The sequence below is a fragment of the Halosolutus halophilus genome (assembly GCF_022869805.1).
In the GTDB taxonomy this organism is placed as follows: domain Archaea; phylum Halobacteriota; class Halobacteria; order Halobacteriales; family Natrialbaceae; genus Halosolutus; species Halosolutus halophilus.
In genome coordinates this window covers 4,245,405-4,263,613 of the sequence record NZ_CP094974.1, presented here as the reverse complement: position 1 = coordinate 4,263,613, position 18,209 = coordinate 4,245,405, and the positions used below count along the sequence as shown (strand labels likewise).

Sequence of the window (18,209 nt, the reverse complement as noted above, 5' to 3'; positions counted from 1 at the left end):
TGCCCGATATCACGACGCGACCGATCGTGGCCTCTCACTACCGGTCAACTACCGAAACGGGCTCAGATAGTTCGATAAAACGTCTAACTGTTCGTTAGCCGGTTTCGAAACGTCGGTTGGGGACCGGTTAACGAGGTGAAACGAGCCGAAACAGGTGCAATATTCAACCCGTTATATGACGTCTACGGTGAATGTCGTGAATACGACGAGGTGAATCGTCGATCAATGTCCAACCACTCCCCGCTCTCGAACGAATCGATCGCGCCGTCGAACCCTGAAGCGGAGCGACAGCACGAGGGGCGCCGGAGCCGGCTCGCCCGATCGGTCAAGGGCCCGGCCCAGTTCCTCTCGTTCTGGATCGCCATCGCCCTCCCGTTCGTCCACCTGCCGTTGCTCGCGCAGGGTCTCGACGACGCCACCGCCACGCTCACGTTCCTCGCCCTCCTCGGGCTCAACGTGGTAGCTCTCTACGTCGGCCACGGGTACAACCAGGAGACGTGAATCGATTCGCCGACGGTCCGTGTCGCTGGCTGCCCTCGCGGTGCCCTCCTGCCTCTTGTCCTTCTGTCCTCTCCTCGAGCAGCAGTTCGTCTCCGCGATGTCCAGAAGCGTTCGCTGACGGTGGATCGCACGACTTCGCGTCGCTCGCGCCGCGCTCCCGGTCGCGACGACGATCGGGATCGGCGAGGCTCAGCGCTCTTCGATCGCAGCCTGCGCCGCTTCGAGCGTGAACCGTCCTTCGTACAGCGCGCTGCCGACGACCACCGCGGCCGCACCGGCGTCCGCGAGCGCCCGAACGTCCTCGATCGTCGCGACGCCGCCGCTCGCGATCACTGGCATCTCGGTCGCGTCGACCAGTTCACGGACGGGCTCGGTCGCGACGCCCTCGAGTTGACCCTCGACGTCGACGTTCGTAAAGAGGATCGCGGCCGCGCCGAGGTCCTCGTACCGCTCGGCGGCCTCGACGGGTGAGACGCCGGCGCCCTCGGTCCAGCCCTCGACGACCACTTCGCCGCCCTTCGCGTCGAGACTGACGACCACGCCCTCGGGGTAGGTCTCGCTGATCTCGGCCACGATCTCGGGATTCTCGACCGCCGCCGTGCCGAGGATGACCCGATCGACGCCCCGATCGAGCAGATCGATCGCGTCCGCGGCGGTCCGGATCCCGCCCCCGAGCTGGGTCGGGACGTCGACGGCGTCGATCACGGCCTCGATCGCGTCGGCGTTCGCCCGGTCGCCCTCGAACGCGCCGTCCAGGTCGACGAGGTGGAGCGTCTCCGCGCCGGCGTCGATCCATCGGCGGGCGGCCTCGACGGGATCGCCGTAGGTCTTCTCCGTGCCCCGCTCGCCCTGGACGAGCTGGACGACCTCGCCGTCCTGGACGTCGACCGCCGGGATCACTTCGAACGCCCCGTCGCTGTCGGCGTCGCCTGCGTCGTCGGTGCTCATACCCGACTTCGGGGACCGGACGCGAGTAAAGCCGACGGTTTCGCCGAATCGCCATCGGTGCCACGCTGTTCGCGATCCAACCAGAATTATTACATTTCTGGTCGGCGTTGACCGTATCATGTCGGTTTCGGTCTGCCTGCCGCTCGTCCAGGAGCCTGCGATGCAGCCGGAACTGACGACGGACATCCTCGTCGTGCTGGGCGTCGTCGCGCTCGCGCTCGTCCTCTTTCTCACCGAGCGACTCCCGATCGACGTGACCGCGATCCTGCTGATCGTCGTCCTCGTCGTGCTGGAGCCGTGGACGGGGATCGATTCGAGCACCGGCATCTCCGGCTTCGCGAACGACGCGACGATCACCGTGCTGGCGATGCTCATCCTGAGCGGCGGGATCAGCCGGACGGGGCTGGTCCAGGAACTGGGCCGTCGGATGGCCGCCTATGCGGGCACGAGCCTCCGCAAACAGCTGTTCGCGACCGTCCTCGCGACGAGTCCCGTCTCGGGCTTTCTGAACAATACGCCCGTCGTCGCGTTGCTGGTTCCCGTGGTCACCGACGTCGCCAACCGGGGGAACACCTCGCCGTCGAAGCTGCTCATCCCGCTGTCCTACGCCTCGCAGGTCGGGGGGATGCTCACCCTCATCGGCACCTCGACGAACATCCTCGCCAGCGACATCAGCGCCCGGCTGGGTGCCGATTACCCCGAACTCCACCGGTTCTCGATGTTCGAGTTCACGGGACTCGGTGCGATCGTCGTCCTCGTCGGGGCGCTCTACCTGATCTTCGTCGGCCACTACCTCCTGCCGGAACGCGTCCCGGCGCGGGCCGACTACGTCGAGGAGTACGCGGTCGGCGACTACATCGCGGACGTAGCCGTCGTCCCCGGGTCGCCGCTCGCCGGCGGGACGATCCGCGACGCGACCGCCGCGCTGGGTCCGGAGGTCGACGTCGTGCAGGTCGTCCGCGACGAGGACCGATCGGTCGCACCGCGCCAGGAGACGCGTCTCGAGGCGGGCGACGTGCTCGTGGTCCGGACGGACCGGGACGCGTTTACGACGCTCGAAGACGCCGAGGGCGTCGAACTCGTCGGCGATCCGCAGTCCGCGGCGGAAATCTCGGCGGCGGATTCCCAGGGCCTGCTCGCGGAACTGGTCGTCTCGCTCGACTCGCGACTCGTCGGGGAACGACTGGATCCCGAACGCTTCCGCGAGGAGTTCAACGCCGCGGTGCTCGGCCTCCGGCATCGCGGGACGGTCGTGGGCGAGCGCCTCGTCGGCCGTCGACTCGATGTCGGCGATACGCTCCTCGTGCAGGCACCTCCCGACACGCTCGATCGCCTCTCGCGGGGTAACGACGTGATCGTCGCCCGCGAACCGCCCCGGCCCGAGTACCGCTCCGATAAAGCGCCGATCGCCGTGGCGATCATGATCGGCGTCGTCGCGGTCGCGGCCCTCGAGGTATATCCGATCCTGCTCTCGGCACTCGCGGGCGTGGTCGCGATGGTCGTCACGGGGGTCCTCGATCCCAACGAACTGTACGACGCCGTCGAGTGGGACATCATCTTCCTGCTGGCGGGCGTGATCCCCCTTGGAATCGCCCTGGAACGGACGGGCGCGGCCGCCTACCTCGCGTTCCTGGTCGTCCAGACGGCCGGCTTCCTGCCGCCGCTCGTCGTGCTCTGGCTGTTCTACATCGTGACGGGCCTCATCACCGAGGTCATCAGCAACAACGCGAGCGTCGTCCTGCTGATCCCGGTTGCGGCGGCCGCGGCGGCGGGCATCGGCGCGAACCCGTTCGCGTTCGTCCTCGCGGTGACGTTCGCCGCGAGCACCGCCTTCCTGGGACCGATCGGCTACCAGACCAACCTGTTCGTCTACGGACCCGGCGGCTACCGGTTTAGCGACTACTTCCGGATCGGCGCGCCGCTGCAACTCCTGCTGTCGGTGGTCACCGTGCTCGGAATCGAGTTCTTCTGGGGCGTGTGATCGAACCGGCGAGAGGCGAGACGACTGCCGCGGGCCGCGGGCGGGATCCACCGTCGACCGAGACCGACCCGACGCGTTCGTGCCACGGCGCGATCGAGGGCGCCTATCCGTCGCGTAACGTGGCGATCGCTCCCAGTACTTATTTCACTAGTACACCTCTACTATCCACCGATGGTCGAAACCGTGCTGTTGGTCGGGGTCGTCGTCTCGATTTTCGTCGGCTTCAACATCGGTGGCTCGTCGACTGGGATCGCGTGGGGGCCGGCCGTGGGTGCCGGAATCCTGAGCAAGGTCACGGCTGCGGCGTTGATGACGTTTTTCGTCTTCCTCGGCGGGTGGACCGTCGGTCGAAACGTGATGGACACGCTATCGGGCGACATAATCACGATCGAAATCTCGCTCGCGGCGGGCGTCGCCGTCCTCTTTTTCATCGGGCTGGGGATTCTCGTCGCGAACGTTTTCGGCGTCCCCGTTCCGACGTCGATGACGACCGTTGGCGCGATCGTCGGCCTCGGTTTGGCGACCGAGACGACCAACTTCGCGACGATCGGCTGGATCATCTCGTGGTGGATCGTCACGCCGATTATCGGGCTCTGGATCGGCGCGACCGTCGGCCGATACGTCTACCCCGAACTCAACCGACGGTTCGAAATTAGCACCTCCGAGGGACCGCTGCTCGCCGTCGATCGCAGCGGTTCGGTCCCGACGCTGGCGCTCGGCCCGAACACGACCTACCAGGAACTCGGCGGAACGATCGTGGTCTTCGTCATCGGCTGTTACATGGCGTTCAGCGCCGGGGCGAGCAACGTCCCGAACGCCGTCGCACCGCTGGTCAGCGGCGGCGATCTCCAGGTCGACACCGCCATCATCATCGCGACGCTCGCGATCGGATTCGGCGGCTTTACCATCGCCCGCCGGACGATGGAATCCGTCGGCGGCGAACTCAGCGATATCCCGCTGCTCGCGGCCCTGATCGTCATGATCACCGCCTCGACGATCACGACGATCCTCTCGTGGGCCGGCATTCCGATCAGCCTCGTGATGGCGTCCGTGATGACGATCGTTGGCCTCGGCTGGGGGCGTGCGACCCGTCCCGTCACGGCCCAGGAGGCCATTCGCGGCGAGGTCGACACGGAGATGACGATGGGGGCGCTGAAGGCGGATCCGGACGCCCCGATCACGAAAATCGGTGAAGAAGAGCCCGAGGAAGTCCTGAAAGCGGGCGATCTGTTCAATCCGCGAGCGATCGTCAAGTACGTCTCGATGTGGATCATCGGGCCGTCGATGTCGACGCTGCTGGCCTACGGCTTCTTCACGGCGGTTCCGTTCGTCGGGTGAGTGTCCGTCGCCGTCCCCGGCGTTTATTCGCGCCGCCATCGTAGATCGGGTATGATTTCACACATTCTCGTTCCGATGGACGGCTCGGAGATGAGCGAACACGCACTCGAGTACGCCCTCGAGGCCTATCCGGACGCCCAGGTAACCGTCCTGACCGTCGTCGGCGAACCGTCGTCGATGTGGGGCGAGGCGTCGGGGCTCGCCCTCGCCGACGACCTCGAGGAAGCGGCCCAGGAACACGCGCAACCGGTGTTCGATCGGGCGCGGGAACTCGTCGACGTCGCCGACGGGGACGCGGACCTCGAGACGGTCGTCGAACTGGGACATCCCGTTCGCGCGATCATCAACTGCGCCGACGACTACGATACGGTCGTCGTCGGCAGTCACGGCGGGTCCATTTCGGACTACTTCTACGTCGGCAACGTCGCCAAGAAAGTCGTTCGTCAGTCGCCGACCCCGGTCGTCGTCGTCCGGTGACCGGCCGTCGACTTGGGGCCGATCAGGCGTCGGGCCGGTCGTCCTCGGTCGATTCCTCGATGAGTTCCTCGACTTCCTCCTCGCGAGGCCGCCGGTCGACTCGCTCGTCGACGGAATCGACCTGCGCCTGCACCTCGTCGAGTTGGTCGCCGACCGTCTGTTCGACGGTGTCACTGACGGTTCGTTCGACGCGTTCCTCGACGGTGTCGCCGACGGTCCGCTCGACCGACTCTTCGACGGTGTCGCCGACGGTCCGCTCGACCGACTCTTCGACGGTCTCGCTCATCGTCGCTTCGACCTGTTCCTCGACGGCGTCGCCGACGGTCTGCTCGACCGATTCCTGGACGGTCCGGGTCATCCAGTCGGGATCGAACCGGGCCATCTTCCAGACGACGTGCAGGATGTACGAGGCGAACACGCCCAGCCCGAACGTCAGCCCGATCCGGATGTCGAGCGTCGCGATCAGGACGATCGAGAGGAGGATCAACCCGCCGTACGCGAGGTCGATGATCGCATCGACACGTGCCGGTCTCATAGTCGACTGACGGGCGCGACCGAATCGATCAGCGCCGTCCGTGACTGCGACGAAACGCGTCCGCCCTGCGGACTGCCACTCCACCGAACCGATGGTGCGCGTGACGACATGATGTCCCGATGTAGGGTACGGTTCGGTGAAACGCTTTGGGATCGTCCACGGGATCCCCACTGGATCGGGTGTGCGGTCGCTGCACGGGCCGGATCGAGTCGTGGGGGCTAGCTCAGCCGTTTCCGTCGCCGATCGACCGCCGATCGCCGTCACCGGACCTGGATCGACGCCCGGAATCCGTCTGCCGACACCGGGGACAAATAGGCGCGTTTTTAGGGACGGCTCGTGTGGATATCATTGTGACAGAAGTACTGCTTATCGTGGGGCTTCTCGTGGCGGTCTTCGTCGGCTACAACATCGGCGGCGCGACGACGGGGCCCGCGTTCGGCCCCGCCGTCGGAGCCAACGTGATCACGAAACTCATGGCAGCGGCGCTGATGTCGATTTTCTTCTTTCTCGGCGCGATCACGATCGGGCCGAACGTCGTCACGACGCTCGGGGACGAACTCGTCCACACGACCGACATCTTCACCATGCGATCGAACGTCGCCGTCCTCTTTTTCATCGGCGGCGCGCTGTTCGTGGGTAACTACGCGGGCGTCCCCGCCTCGACGTCGATGACCGCCGTCGGTGCGATCGCCGCACTCGGTCTCGCGACCGGCGAACTCAACTGGGCGGTGATGGGTGAGATCGTCGTCTGGTGGATCGTGGCTCCGATCATCGGGTTCTGGGTCGCCGGCGTCGTCGGCCGCTACTTCTACCCCCGGATCAACGCGTGGGTCGCCATCGAGGGGGACCGCGAGGGTCGGGAGATGATCACCGTCGATCGATCGGGGACGGTCCCCCGACTCCAGTTCGGGATCGGCGCGAACCGACGGGAGATCACGGGCGCGTTCGTCGTCGTCGGGATCGGCTGCCTGATGGCGTTCTCCTCCGGGACGAGCAACATCGCGAACGCGATCGCACCGATCTACGGCACCGGGGAATTCGAGATGGTCCCGCTCATCCTGCTCGGGTCTGCGGCCGTCGCGGTGGGCTGTTTCACGATCGCCCGCCGGACGCTCGACACGCTCGGCAACGACATCACGAACCTCCCGCTGACGGCGGCGATCGTCGTCGCAGTCATCGCGTCGACGATCGTCATCATGCTGTCGGCGATCGGGATCCCCGCGAGTTTCGTCGTGGTCGCGACGATGTGCATCATCGGTCTCGGCTGGGGACGCGCGACCCGGACGACGACGCTCTCCGACGCTCGCAGGGGCGAGGAGACCCGCGTCTCCGTCGGTGCGCTCACGGCCGAGGAGGAGGGCGAGACGCCACCCGAGATCGGTGAGGAGGAACCCGAGGACATCCCCAGGGCGTCGGACCTGTTCGATCCGTCGACGACGGCGCGGGTCATCATCATGCAGAACGTCGTGCCGCTCATCGCGACGGTCGGCGCGTATCTCACGTTCCAGTTCGTTCCGATCTTCGGGTTCTGAGCCGATCGGTCCCGGAACCCACACGCCCGGGTCGACAACGTTCGACAACCGTCGAGACGTTCGTCCCGATTCCACCCGTCGAGGCGCTCGTCGCAATTCGGCCGGACATTTCCGGTTCGATCTCCCGGTTCGCCGCGAAATCCGTCAACTCGTGACGTTCTTTCGATCGGATTGCTCGGTTCTGGCTGAAAGACAATTTAGGTCCGAACAGCAAGCTATACCAGTACGGGACTCGAATCGCTGAGTGATGCCCACGGTAGAATACCTCAACTACGAAGTGCTGGACGACCAGGGCTGGGACATGGACGACGACGATCTCTTCGATCAGGCCGCTGACGCCGGTCTGGACGACGAGGATTACGGCACCCTCGACGTCGCCGAGGGCGAATACATCCTCGAAGCCGCCGAGGCACAGGGCTACGACTGGCCCTTCTCCTGTCGCGCAGGCGCCTGTGCGAACTGCGCGGCGATCGTCAAGGAGGGCGAGATCGAGATGGACATGCAGCAGATCCTCAGTGACGAGGAGGTCGAAGAGAAGGACGTTCGACTGACCTGCATCGGCTCCGCGGAGACCGACGAGGTCAAGATCGTGTACAACGCCAAACACCTCGACTACCTGCAGAACCGCGTCATCTAAGGGCCAGCCTCCGGCTGGAACCGATTTATCGAGTAGCACCGTCTGAGCTACGGGTATCGTCCGGGCGTCGATGCGACGACGAGCGCGTCGATCGGGTCCGCCGCGCCGTCGCTTTGCCTTCGGCTTACCAGTCGCCACGGGATCGTCGTGTCTGCCGAACCGGATTGCGCTCCCGTGCTCGATCGAGCCGAAAACGTAAGGAGATCGGGCTTCGCAGGGGGACCTGTGACACTCGCTGGCGCGTCGGCGACGGTCCCGGATCTCCTGCGACTCGTCGCCCTCCCCGTCTTCGCGTGGGCTGCTGTTCGTGACGTTCGTACCAGGCGGGTCTCAAGCGCCGTCTGGATTCCCCTCGCAATTGTCGGGGGCGGAACGCTCGTCTGGGACGGCTGGATCGCCCGGCAGGCCGGCGGTCCGGCGTGGACCTACGACTTTCTCGTCCCGGCGGCGATCAGCCTGGGTCTGGTCGTCCCGATCGCGTACCTGTTCTGGTGGCTCGGCGGCTTCGGCGGCGCGGACGCGAAGGCGTTGCTCGTCCTCGCGCTGCTGTTCCCGACCTTCCCGGAGTACACCGTCGGCCCGTGGACGCTCCCCGTCTCGGGCACGCCGATCGAGGCGTTCTCGTTTACGATCCTCTCCAACGCCGTCCTCGTCGGACTGGCGATCCCGATCGCCCTCGCGGTCCGTAACGCCGCCGCCGGTCGCGTCGCCCCCGTCATGTTCGTCGGCTGGCCAGTCTCCTGGGAGCGGGTCGCCGAGACCCACGGAACGCTGCTCTCGACGCCGACGGGGGTCTCCCGGACCGGACTCGATCTCGACGCGCTGCGGATGTACCTCCGCTGGCGCGGGCTGACCCTCGCCGAACTGCGCGACGCGCCCGATCGGTACCGGGATCCGGCGACGCTCCCCGACGAGCCGAACCCGCCGACCGACGGGGCGGTCGCGGCCGGCCCCGACGTTCGAAGCGACGGGGGGACGGCCGGGTCTGCGGCCGCGACCGCGGCCACCGACGCGCAGGACGCCGATCGAACGATGGCCGCCGCTGACGACCCGTGGGGTGCCGCGGCCTTCCTGGACGACATCGAGGGCACGGCCTACGGAACCACGGCGGACGAACTCCGGGAGGGGCTCGAGGTCCTCGCCGAGACGGAGACGGTCTGGATCTCGCCGGGCGCGCCGTTCCTCGTCCCGGTGTTCGCCGGGTTGGTGATCGCCCTGCTGTACGGCGATCTGCTCGTCGGCACGATCGTATAGCTGGTGGCGACGGGCCAGCGACTAGAGCGTCCGTTCGTACAGCGGCACGATCGCCGTCCAGAACAGGACGAACGCCGCACCGACGCCGACGATTGCGAGCCACGGCGTCGCCGACCGCGACGGCGGGACCGTCGCGAGCGCGACGAACGTCCCGAAAAACAGCAGGCAACAGACCAGCACGCTCCCGAGTTCGAGGGTCGTGGCGATCGGGTGGGAACGAAACTGGGCGGCGAAACTTGCCATACGCGTCGCTCACGCGCGATCGGCAAAACTGTCACGGCACCGGGCCGGGACCGGGCCGGTCCGGAGGACGTTGCAAACCGACAGCGGGTCGATCGGCTCAGGCGTTCGACTCGATCTCTCCGGCGATCTCGTCGAGTTCGTCGTCGTCCAGGTCGATCTGTTTCCCGATCATCGTGTGGGTGTTGCCGCCGCCGTCGCCCTCGAACCGGGGGACGATGTGACAGTGGACGTGGGGGACTTCCTGGCCTGCAGCTTCGCCGTTGTTGAACGCGACGCTCGTCGCGTCGGCGTCGACGGCGTCTTCGACGGCGGGCACGAGCCGGTGGATGGTCGCATAGAGGTCCTGGGCGACGTCGTCGGGGACGTCGTTCAGTCGTTCGTACTCCTCCTTGGGGACGACGAGCGTGTGGCCCGGTGCGAGCGGATTGGCGTCGAGAAACGCAGCCGTCGCCTCGTCTTCGTACACGATTCGTGCGGGAATCTCGCCCTCGACGATCTGGCTGAAGATCGTACTCATAGGCGAGTGTGTGACGCCCGCTTGTAAGAAGCTTACTCGCCGTGTTTCGTCTCGGTCGATCGGTGCACGAACGGTGTCACTGGGCCTCGGTCGGTCGAGAACGCGGGCGCGTTCCTCCCGTTCGTGGATCCGAGTTCTGTCCTCAAGAGTACTACAAACGTTATTACTCTGTCCGACCTGATTGTACGTACCGTTTCGTCCGTTCGGCGGAGCCGACAAGCTGATACGTTCCAGCGAACGGACCGACGGCGCTCGCCAAGGCGCCGTCGAGGAGTTTCACGCATGGTAGAGGTACTGTACGCCATCGAGCGACCGTTCATGCGAAAGACGTTCGAGGCGATCGACCGTCACGTGGACGTCGAGTCGGCGTTCGTCCCGGTCCGGGCGGATGCGCGCGGCTGTAGCGACCGCATCGACGAAATCGACGTGGACGATCCCGGGGCGGTCGACGACAACGTCAGCGCGATCGATCCCTCCGTCGTCGTCTACAACCACCGATTCGGCATCGAGCGGTTCACGTTCTACGAGGAGTATCCGCTCGTTCACCTGCGACACGGTGCGTCGATCGGTCGCGGCGAGGTCGCCGTGACGGCGGAGACGATCCTCGAGTACGTCGCCGCCGCGCTGGCACCCGGCGAACGGTGGGCGAAGGCGTACCGGGCCGCTGCGCCGTCCGACGTGACCGTGGCCGTCGTCGGCATCCCGGAAGCCGACGCGCTGGCCGATGCGCCACCGCCCCGCGAACGCCGGGTGCTGTACGCGCCGACCAACTACATGGTCGGCCGCGGCGCGTACGCGAACACCGCCCGCTCGGTCGTCGAGTGCTTCGCCCACACGGAGTACGAACTGCTCTTCCGTCCACACCCGACCGACAGACGCGAAGGGCCGGGGCTGGCTGTCACTCGCAACTGCAGGCGCCGGATCGACGGGGTGCCGAACGTCGTCTTCGATACGGCTACGACGCCCACCGAGAGCATGCGTCGATCGGACGTCCTTATTTCGGACTACTCGGGTTCGATCGCCGAGTGGCTCCACACCGGTCGGCCGCTCGTCCAATTGACGGACGTCGATGCGCCGGACCGCGACGTGCCGCGGATCGGCGTCACGACCGACGCGATCGATCTCGAACTCGTCGACGATCTGTACCACAACGGCGAACCCGACGCCGTGAAGCGACGACGAGCGTCCTGGATCGAGTACCTCGGCATCCCGATGGACGGCCGGGCCGGCGAGCGCGCCGCGAGGGAGGTGCTTCGATGCAGGGCGTGATCCCCGCTGCGAGGGAGGTGGACCGATGCGTGGCGTGATCCTCGCCGCGGGTCAGGGCCGACGAATGGGCCACTACACCGGCGACGTCCCGAAGGCCTTTCTCGAGTTCGACGGCCGGACGCTGTACGATCGACAGTGCGCGCTACTCGAGCCACACGTCGACGAAACGGCCGTCGTGCTGGGGTATCGTCACGAGACCGTCCTCGAACGGTTCGATCCCGAGAACCCGTTGATCCTCGAGGACTGGGACCGATACGAGAACGCCGCGTCGTTGCTCCTCGCGCTCGGACGAATCGACGACGATCTGCTGGTCCTGAACGGCGACGTACTCGTCGACATGCGCGAAATCGGGCGGCTGACGGGCCAGTTCGACGCCCTCGGCGGTCGGCTCAACCTCGTCGGGTGTATCCCCGGGCTACAGGACGTGGAGACGGCGATCCGCTGGGACGAGACGGGGCGCGTGACGGCCTACGGGCTCATCGAGGGCCACCAGCACGCCGGGTTCGGCGTCGTGAGCCGCGATCACCGGATGGCTGCGATCCGGGTCCTGCGAACGCGGCTCCACGACTGGTACCCCTGCGTCTACCCCCTGACGCCGACCCGGCCGCTGTTGATACCGGCCGATCGACACGTCGAGATCAATCGGCCGGCGGATCTCGATCGGGCCCGGACGTGGCTCGCGTCCGAGCGGATCCGCTGTGCGTGATCGGCGAACGGCGGGCGTCGCGGAAGGGATAGCTGTCCGCAGGGACGACACTCGATCTCGGGACATATTCTGAATGATTGGCCAAAAACGGGCGAGGAAATCACAATATTGATGACCACTGGCTGTTGGGTGACCGGTAGATGGAGATTATCGGCCACCGAGGCTGTGCAGCTCAGTTCCCGGAGAACACCCTCCTCGCTATCCGTGAAGCCGCCCGTCGGCTGCCCGCAGTCGAGGTCGACGTTCGGCGGTGCGGATCGGGCGAACTGGTGGCGTTTCACGACGAGACGCTCGAGCGCGTCACCGACGCGGACGGACGAGTCGCGGAGACGCCCTGGTCCGATCTCGGCGACCTGACCGTGCTCGAATCGGGCGAACCGATTCCCCGTCTCGAGTCGGTGCTGCAGGTGGTCCCGGACGACGTAACCGTTCAACTCGAACTGAAAGAACGGGGTATCGCGTTGGATACGTTACAGCTTGCGATGGCGGCCGACGCCGACGTCCGCGTTTCGTCGTTTCTCCCCGAGGCACTCGCGGAGATCGAGGCGGCCCCCCTCGACGTCCCGAACGGCCTCCTCTTCGGAGAGGAACCCGACGTCAACCTCTCGCGGGCGATCGACCTGGATTGTACGCACGTGTTTCCCCATTACGAACTCTGCCTCGAAACCGACGTGGTGTCCGCCGCCCGCGAGCACGGGTTCGACGTCATCGCGTGGAAGGCGGCACGGACGGTCGACGACGTGCGAGCCCTCCACGAGGCCGGCGTCGACGGCGTCACCGCGGATCGGTGGGACGTCGCTCCGGCGTCGCTCCTCGCATCTGGCGAGACACAACTGGTGTAGCGAGCCGTCCAGCAAGCGAGTCGCCCAGCAGGGACCTCGCCCGACGATGCAGCCCCTCCGGTCACGGTTTGCCCCGCCCTCTGAGAACCGGTCATCCGGTCCGTTCCGACGGTCCCGATCGCTCTCCGTCGGCTGTCCGTCCACAGAGCCCGTCCAGCGTCTCCCCGATCGCTGCGAGGTACGCTTCGGGTTCGTACCCCAGCCGGCCGACCCAGACGTCCTGGTACGACGGGTGCAGAATCGGAACGAGCCACACCCCGAGCCGATCGCACCGGATCGGATCGAGTACGCTGTCGAGAAACCCCTCGAGGTCCCGATCCTCGGCCGCCAGCACCGTCGTAGTCGCGTGTTTGCCGGTTGCGAGGACGACCGTGGGACCGACGAGTTCGAGTTCCGTCAGCAGGTGGGTTCGACAGTTCGAACGCTCCTCGGCGGTCGGCTCGCGGTTCGTGGTCGGGTCGTCCGGATCCGCAGGGAAGCACTTCACCGCGTTCGTGTAGTACGCGTCGTCGCCGTAGCCGACCTGCGCGAGCATGCGCCGGATCCGGCGGCCGGAGTGGCGCGAGGTGTAGGCCTTGCCGGTCCAGTTGCCGCCCCGCCACCGATCGGCTTCGGGGTTGCCGTAGCCGGGCGCTTCGCCGACGACGACGATACTCGCGTCGCGAGCGCCGGTGCCCCACGAGATGCACTCGCGGTGCTCGACGAGCGCCGGGCAGCGCCGGCAGTCGTCCTCGAGCACGTGGCGATCGTTCGGGACTGGAGGGTCGTCTCGGAATCCGGAGTCGGAGTCGGACGCGGGCACACGCGAGGATACGTCCGCAGGGATATATGCGGGCCGGTACGACGGCCGCCGCTCGCTATCGGCCGACGAACTCGGGATCGTCGTCGCCGAAGAACGCGTCGAGCCCCCGTGCGTAATCGTCCGTGTGCGTCGCGTTCGCGATGGCGTCCGTCTCCGCCGCGAGTTGCGCTTCGAGGTCCCGGTCGAAGCTCTCCGTCAACAGGCGGGTCGTCGTTCCGAACGCCGCCGTCGGCCCCGACGCCACTTCGCTTGCGAGTTCCGCGAGTCGATCGTCGAACGCGTCGCTCGGGACGACCTCGGTCGCGAGCCCCATCTCGACGGCCTCCTCGGGGTCGATCGGCTCGTCACGCAGGACGATCTCCTTCGCGGTCCGGAGGCCGACCAGTCGCGGCAGGTAGAACGTCGCCCCGCCGTCACCCGTCAGTCCGATCCCCGGGTACGCGAATTTCAGCGTCGTCTCGTCGCCGAGGACGACCAGATCGGGCATGAGCGCGAGGCTGAACCCGGCCCCGGCGGCGATGCCGTCGACGCCGCCGACGACTGGCGTCTCGGCCTGGTGAAACTGGACGATCGCCTCGTGGAGGCGGCCGGCCAGTTGCCGGAGCAGCGGGGCGTCGGATTCGCCGCCCGAAAACGCCGTGAGGTCGGCACCGCTCCCGAAAAAGTCCCCGTCGTGGGTCAGCACGATACACCTCGCGTCCGGGTCTTCTCCGAGTGAGGCGGCCACGGATACCAGTTCGTTCGCCATCTCCAGGTGCAAGGCGTTTCGGCCGGCCGTGCTCTGGAGCGTTACCGTCGCGACGCCGTCGTCGCGATCCACGGTGAGGTTCTCGTACTCGGGCATGCTGACCGAACGTTCCCGAGGCTGCGAGTTAACAGTTCCCGTGGAGCGACGGCCGATCGGGTGAGCGAACGCACGACGATCGCGTTTCGTTCGTGGGGACAGATTTACGTGCTCCCGGGAACTTTGACTCGACAATGACATCGGAACTCATCGCAGAATCGCTCTCACTGGTCGTCTATACCGCCATTGCAGGGATCCTCACGACGGGCGGAATCGCAGCGGAGTACGCGAGTTTCCAGCACCTCGGGGCGGGCGAAGCGACGGTCGCCATGTGGCTCGCCGCGATCGGCTGTGTCATGCTCTACGCCGGTGCCTACGGCCTCGGCTACCAGAAAATCCTCTCGCAAGTCGTCTGATCGGTCCGAGCGGGTCCGCGTTCTTCGTCCACCTGCTCGGCGATCGGCACCTCGAACGGCCACCCCGGGCGCCGTCGGTCCGATCGCCGGACCCTCGATATCGATTCCTCTTTACTGCACCAGCCAGTTACCTCTGGTATGAGCAGGTTCGGCGAGGTCGACGACCAGTACGATCCCCACGAACTCGAACAGCGGGTGTTCGAGTACTGGGACGAGGTCGACGCCTACGAACAGACGGTCGAGCATCGCTCGGACGGTGAATCCTTCTTCTTCGTGGACGGCCCGCCGTACACGTCCGGATCGGCGCACATGGGGACTACCTGGAACAAGTCTCTCAAGGACGTCTACCTCCGCTTCTTCCGGATGCAGGGGTACGACGTCACCGATCGGCCGGGGTACGACATGCACGGGTTGCCGATCGAGACCCGCGTCGAGGAACGACTCGGCTTCGAGAACAAGCAGGACATCGAGGAGTACGGCGAGGAGAACTTCATCCAGGAGTGCAAAGACTACGCCAACGAGCAACTCGAGGGCCTGCAGTCGGACTTCCAGGACTTCGGCGTCTGGATGGACTGGGAGAACCCCTACCGGACGGTCAGTCCGGAGTACATGGAGGCCGCCTGGTGGGGCTTCTCGAAGGCCGCCGAGCGCGGTCTCGTCGAAAAGGGCCACCGATCCATCTCGCAGTGTCCCCGCTGTGAGACCGCGATCGCGAACAACGAGGTCGAGTACGAGGACGTCGAGGACCCCTCGATCTACGTCAAATTCGACCTCACCGACCGCGAGGGCTCGATCGTCATCTGGACGACGACCCCGTGGACCATCCCCGCGAACACGTTCGTCGCGGTCGACGAGGAGGGCGACTACGTCGGCGTCCGCGCGAAGAAGAGCGCGGAGCAACGCTCCGCGGAGGATGACGAGGAAGAACTCCTCTACGTCGCCGAAGCGAAGTACGAGGACGTCCTGAAGGAGGGCCGGTACGAGGACTACGAGATCGTCGAGGAGTTGACCGGCGAGGAACTGATCGGCTGGTCGTACGAGCACCCGCTCGTCGAGGAGGTGCCGGACCACGTCGACGCCGAGGGCGCGTTCGAGGTCTACGCCGCGGACTACGTCGACACGCACGGCGACGGGACCGGCCTCGTCCACTCCGCGCCGGGCCACGGTGAGGAGGACTTCGAGCGCGGTCGCGAACTCGGCTTCCCGATCTTCTGTCCCGTCGACAGCGACGGCGTTTACGCCGAGGAAGGGGGCAAGTACGAGGGCCAGTTCGTCAAGGACGCCGACGAAGAGATCGTGGCGGACCTCGAGGCCAACGGCACATTGCTCGCGTCGGGTACCACCACCCACAGCTACGGGCACTGCTGGCGCTGTGACACGGGCATCATCCAGATCGTCACCGATCAGTGGTTCATCACGATCACGGACGTCAAGGACGAACTCCTCGAGAACATCGGGGACAGCGAGTGGCACCCCGAGTGGGCCCGCGACAACCGTTTCCGGGACTTCGTCGAGGAGGCCCCCGACTGGAACGTCTCCCGCCAGCGCTACTGGGGCATCCCGTTGCCGGTCTGGACGCCCGAAGACCGCGACGACGATCAGGACCGGATCGTCGTCGCCGATCGCGAGGAACTCGCCGATCGGGTCGACCAGGAGATCGATCCCGACGAGGTCGACCTCCACAAGGACACGGTCGACGACCTCACGATCACCGAGGACGGCACGACCTACACGCGCGTGCCCGACGTCTTCGACGTCTGGCTCGACTCCTCCGTGGCGTCGTGGGGGACGCTGAACTACCCCGAGGACGACAGCCGGTTCGACGAACTCTGGCCCGCGGACTTCATCCTCGAGGCCCACGACCAGACCCGGGGCTGGTTCTGGTCCCAGTTGGGCATGGGTACCGCCGCGCTCGGCGAGATTCCATACAGGGAGGTGCTGATGCACGGCCACGCGCTCATGCCCGACGGCCGCGCGATGTCGAAGTCCAAGGACATCCTGATCGATCCCCACGAGGCGATCGATCGCCACGGCCGGGACGTGATGCGGCTGTTCCTGCTGTCGAACAACCCGCAGGGCGACGACATGCGCTTCTCCTGGGACGGCATGCAGACGATGGAGAACCACTTGCGGACGCTGTGGAACGTCTTCCGGTTCCCGCTGCCGTACATGCGCCTGGACGATTTCGACCCGCAGCAGACGACCCTCGAGGACGTCGACGACGACCTCGAACTGATCGACGAGTGGATCCTCGCCCGGTTGCAGTCCACGAAGGCCGAGATGACCGCCCACTTCGAGGACTTCCGCCAGGACAAGGCGGTCGACGCCCTCGTCGAGTTCGTCGTCGACGACCTCTCGCGGTTCTACGTGCAGGCGGTCCGCGAACGCATGTGGGAGGAAGAGGACAGCGCCTCCAAACGGGCCGCTTACGCGACGATCTATCGGGTGCTACGGGAGATCGTCGCCCTGCTCGCCCCGTACGCGCCGTTCGTCAGCGACGAGATCTACGGTACCCTGACCGGCGACGCCGGACACGACACCGTCCACATGTGTGACTGGCCGGGCGTCGAGGAGTACTGGGAGGACGAGCAACTCGAGGACGACGTCGAACTCCTGCGGGCGATCGAGGAAGCCGGCGCGAACGCCCGTCAGCAGGCCGGTCGCAAACTCCGCTGGCCGGTCCCGCGGGTCGTCGTCGCCCCGAACGACGAGCGGGTGGTCGAAGCCGTCGAGCGCCACACGCCGCTGCTCGAGGATCGGCTCAACGCCCGCGATATCGAACTGGTCTCGCCCGACGATCGCTGGGGCGAACTCGAGTACAGCGCCGAGGCCGACATGAGCGAACTCGGCCCGGCGTTCGGCGATCGCGCCGAGACGGTCATGAACGCGCTCAACGAGGCCCGCGTCGAGGAGCCGAGCCTCGAGGCGATCGAGGCGGCCGTCGCGGACGTCCTCGAAGCCGACGAGGAACTCGAGGAATCGATGGTTTCGTTCGTCACTCAGACGCCCGAGGGCGTCGCCGGGAGCGCGTTCGGCCTGAACGGCGACGATCGCGGCGTCGTCTACGTCGACGCCTCGCTGACCGACGACATCGAGAGCGAGGGCTACGCCCGCGAGGTCATCCGCCGCGTCCAGGAGATGCGCAAGGACCTCGACCTCGACGTCGAAGAGCGGATCGCGCTGGACCTCGAGATCGACGACGATCGCGTCGCCGCCCTCGTCGACGAGCGGACGGACCTGATCCGCGAGGAGGTCCGCGCCGACGAGATCGGGACGGTCGAGGACGGCCACCGCAAGGAGTGGGAGGTCGAGGACGTCGACGTGACGATCGCGATCGAGCCGCTCGCGACCGCCGAAGCGTCGGACTGAGCTCGGGACCGGCCGACGTTCCCGAACGAGACTCGAGACTGGCGTGATCCCGGACGAG

18 protein-coding genes are annotated in these 18,209 nt (G+C 66.4%); 12 read left to right on the top strand and 6 right to left on the bottom strand.

Going from position 1 to position 18,209, the window contains the following annotated elements:
* Positions 1-225: 225 nt before the first annotated feature.
* Positions 226-501, top strand: coding sequence for a DUF8028 family protein (locus MUG98_RS21025; RefSeq protein WP_265109375.1), 276 nt, complete (start codon positions 226-228; stop codon positions 499-501).
* Positions 502-690: 189 nt separating this feature from the next.
* Here the strand turns inward: MUG98_RS21025 and hisA are convergent, their stop codons facing one another.
* The gene (hisA, locus tag MUG98_RS21020) at positions 691-1,449 is read right to left on the bottom strand and encodes a 1-(5-phosphoribosyl)-5-[(5-phosphoribosylamino)methylideneamino]imidazole-4-carboxamide isomerase (RefSeq protein WP_265109374.1); all 759 of its coding nucleotides are present in this window, start codon (positions 1,447-1,449) and stop codon (positions 691-693) included.
* A gap of 118 nt (positions 1,450-1,567) precedes the next feature.
* On the opposite strand from hisA, the gene MUG98_RS21015 reads away from it, so the two are divergent.
* The 3 genes from MUG98_RS21015 (at position 1,568) to MUG98_RS21005 (ending at position 5,245) form a co-directional block, all read left to right on the top strand.
* Positions 1,568-3,430, top strand: a complete 1,863-nt coding sequence (locus tag MUG98_RS21015) for an SLC13 family permease (protein ID WP_265109373.1) — start codon at positions 1,568-1,570, stop codon at positions 3,428-3,430.
* Between the two features lie 171 nt (positions 3,431-3,601).
* Positions 3,602-4,768, top strand: a complete 1,167-nt coding sequence (locus MUG98_RS21010) for an inorganic phosphate transporter (protein WP_265109372.1) — start codon at positions 3,602-3,604, stop codon at positions 4,766-4,768.
* Positions 4,769-4,819: 51 nt separating this feature from the next.
* Entirely contained in the window at positions 4,820-5,245 is a 426-nt protein-coding gene (locus MUG98_RS21005; RefSeq protein WP_265109371.1) for a universal stress protein, read from the top strand.
* 22 nt (positions 5,246-5,267) lie between these two features.
* Here the strand turns inward: MUG98_RS21005 and MUG98_RS21000 are convergent, their stop codons facing one another.
* Positions 5,268-5,780 carry a hypothetical protein gene (locus tag MUG98_RS21000; RefSeq protein WP_265109370.1) on the bottom strand — a complete coding sequence of 171 codons (513 nt, stop codon included), beginning with the start codon at positions 5,778-5,780 and terminating at the stop codon, positions 5,268-5,270.
* 350 nt (positions 5,781-6,130) lie between these two features.
* On the opposite strand from MUG98_RS21000, the gene MUG98_RS20995 reads away from it, so the two are divergent.
* The 3 genes from MUG98_RS20995 (at position 6,131) to MUG98_RS20985 (ending at position 9,203) form a co-directional block, all read left to right on the top strand.
* A complete protein-coding gene (locus MUG98_RS20995) occupies positions 6,131-7,312 on the top strand; it encodes an inorganic phosphate transporter (protein WP_265109369.1) in 1,182 nt (393 codons plus the stop codon).
* 247 nt (positions 7,313-7,559) lie between these two features.
* A complete protein-coding gene (gene fer / locus MUG98_RS20990; protein WP_265109368.1) occupies positions 7,560-7,949 on the top strand; it encodes a ferredoxin Fer in 390 nt (129 codons plus the stop codon).
* 225 nt (positions 7,950-8,174) lie between these two features.
* Positions 8,175-9,203 carry an A24 family peptidase C-terminal domain-containing protein gene (locus MUG98_RS20985; RefSeq protein WP_265109367.1) on the top strand — a complete coding sequence of 343 codons (1,029 nt, stop codon included), beginning with the start codon at positions 8,175-8,177 and terminating at the stop codon, positions 9,201-9,203.
* A 21-nt stretch (positions 9,204-9,224) separates the two neighbouring features.
* Here the strand turns inward: MUG98_RS20985 and MUG98_RS20980 are convergent, their stop codons facing one another.
* Both MUG98_RS20980 and MUG98_RS20975 read right to left on the bottom strand, forming a co-directional pair.
* Positions 9,225-9,446 (bottom strand): hypothetical protein, encoded by a 222-nt coding sequence (locus MUG98_RS20980; protein ID WP_265109366.1) that lies wholly within the window; start codon positions 9,444-9,446, stop codon positions 9,225-9,227.
* A 97-nt stretch (positions 9,447-9,543) separates the two neighbouring features.
* On the bottom strand, positions 9,544-9,963 hold the full coding sequence (locus MUG98_RS20975; protein WP_265109365.1) for an HIT family protein: 420 nt from the start codon (positions 9,961-9,963) through the stop codon (positions 9,544-9,546).
* Positions 9,964-10,245: 282 nt separating this feature from the next.
* Between MUG98_RS20975 and MUG98_RS20970 the strand changes: the two genes are divergently transcribed.
* From MUG98_RS20970 to MUG98_RS20960, 3 genes are all read left to right on the top strand, one after another.
* Positions 10,246-11,232, top strand: coding sequence for a CDP-glycerol glycerophosphotransferase family protein (locus MUG98_RS20970; protein ID WP_265109364.1), 987 nt, complete (start codon positions 10,246-10,248; stop codon positions 11,230-11,232).
* 25 nt (positions 11,233-11,257) lie between these two features.
* The gene (locus tag MUG98_RS20965; protein WP_265109363.1) at positions 11,258-11,938 is read left to right on the top strand and encodes an NTP transferase domain-containing protein; all 681 of its coding nucleotides are present in this window, start codon (positions 11,258-11,260) and stop codon (positions 11,936-11,938) included.
* Positions 11,939-12,078: 140 nt separating this feature from the next.
* Complete coding sequence (locus MUG98_RS20960; protein ID WP_265109362.1) at positions 12,079-12,780, top strand: glycerophosphodiester phosphodiesterase; 702 nt, start codon at positions 12,079-12,081, stop codon at positions 12,778-12,780.
* 91 nt (positions 12,781-12,871) lie between these two features.
* Here MUG98_RS20960 and MUG98_RS20955 read toward each other — a convergent pair whose 3' ends face one another.
* Both MUG98_RS20955 and MUG98_RS20950 read right to left on the bottom strand, forming a co-directional pair.
* Positions 12,872-13,582 (bottom strand): uracil-DNA glycosylase, encoded by a 711-nt coding sequence (locus tag MUG98_RS20955; protein ID WP_265109361.1) that lies wholly within the window; start codon positions 13,580-13,582, stop codon positions 12,872-12,874.
* A gap of 55 nt (positions 13,583-13,637) precedes the next feature.
* Positions 13,638-14,426, bottom strand: coding sequence for an enoyl-CoA hydratase/isomerase family protein (locus tag MUG98_RS20950; protein ID WP_265109360.1), 789 nt, complete (start codon positions 14,424-14,426; stop codon positions 13,638-13,640).
* Positions 14,427-14,560: 134 nt separating this feature from the next.
* Here MUG98_RS20950 and MUG98_RS20945 point away from each other — a divergent pair, with 134 nt between their 5' ends.
* Both MUG98_RS20945 and ileS read left to right on the top strand, forming a co-directional pair.
* Entirely contained in the window at positions 14,561-14,782 is a 222-nt protein-coding gene (locus MUG98_RS20945) for a DUF8151 family protein (protein ID WP_265109359.1), read from the top strand.
* A gap of 138 nt (positions 14,783-14,920) precedes the next feature.
* Positions 14,921-18,151 (top strand): isoleucine--tRNA ligase, encoded by a 3,231-nt coding sequence (gene ileS / locus MUG98_RS20940; protein ID WP_265109358.1) that lies wholly within the window; start codon positions 14,921-14,923, stop codon positions 18,149-18,151.
* The last annotated feature ends 58 nt before the right edge of the window (positions 18,152-18,209 follow it).

Excerpts from the sequence above, each read along its gene's own strand:
- MUG98_RS21025 (WP_265109375.1), top strand. The coding sequence starts at position 226 with ATGTCCAACCACTCCCCGCTCTCGAACGAATCGATCGCGCCGTCGAAC.
- hisA (WP_265109374.1), bottom strand. The coding sequence starts at position 1,449 with ATGAGCACCGACGACGCAGGCGACGCCGACAGCGACGGGGCGTTCGAA.
- MUG98_RS21015 (WP_265109373.1), top strand. The coding sequence starts at position 1,568 with ATGTCGGTTTCGGTCTGCCTGCCGCTCGTCCAGGAGCCTGCGATGCAG.
- MUG98_RS21010 (WP_265109372.1), top strand. The coding sequence starts at position 3,602 with ATGGTCGAAACCGTGCTGTTGGTCGGGGTCGTCGTCTCGATTTTCGTC.
- MUG98_RS21005 (WP_265109371.1), top strand. The coding sequence starts at position 4,820 with ATGATTTCACACATTCTCGTTCCGATGGACGGCTCGGAGATGAGCGAA.
- MUG98_RS21000 (WP_265109370.1), bottom strand. The coding sequence starts at position 5,780 with ATGAGACCGGCACGTGTCGATGCGATCATCGACCTCGCGTACGGCGGG.
- fer (WP_265109368.1), top strand. The coding sequence starts at position 7,560 with ATGCCCACGGTAGAATACCTCAACTACGAAGTGCTGGACGACCAGGGC.
- MUG98_RS20980 (WP_265109366.1), bottom strand. The coding sequence starts at position 9,446 with ATGGCAAGTTTCGCCGCCCAGTTTCGTTCCCACCCGATCGCCACGACC.
- MUG98_RS20975 (WP_265109365.1), bottom strand. The coding sequence starts at position 9,963 with ATGAGTACGATCTTCAGCCAGATCGTCGAGGGCGAGATTCCCGCACGA.
- MUG98_RS20970 (WP_265109364.1), top strand. The coding sequence starts at position 10,246 with ATGGTAGAGGTACTGTACGCCATCGAGCGACCGTTCATGCGAAAGACG.
- MUG98_RS20965 (WP_265109363.1), top strand. The coding sequence starts at position 11,258 with ATGCGTGGCGTGATCCTCGCCGCGGGTCAGGGCCGACGAATGGGCCAC.
- MUG98_RS20960 (WP_265109362.1), top strand. The coding sequence starts at position 12,079 with ATGGAGATTATCGGCCACCGAGGCTGTGCAGCTCAGTTCCCGGAGAAC.
- MUG98_RS20950 (WP_265109360.1), bottom strand. The coding sequence starts at position 14,426 with ATGCCCGAGTACGAGAACCTCACCGTGGATCGCGACGACGGCGTCGCG.
- MUG98_RS20945 (WP_265109359.1), top strand. The coding sequence starts at position 14,561 with ATGACATCGGAACTCATCGCAGAATCGCTCTCACTGGTCGTCTATACC.
- ileS (WP_265109358.1), top strand. The coding sequence starts at position 14,921 with ATGAGCAGGTTCGGCGAGGTCGACGACCAGTACGATCCCCACGAACTC.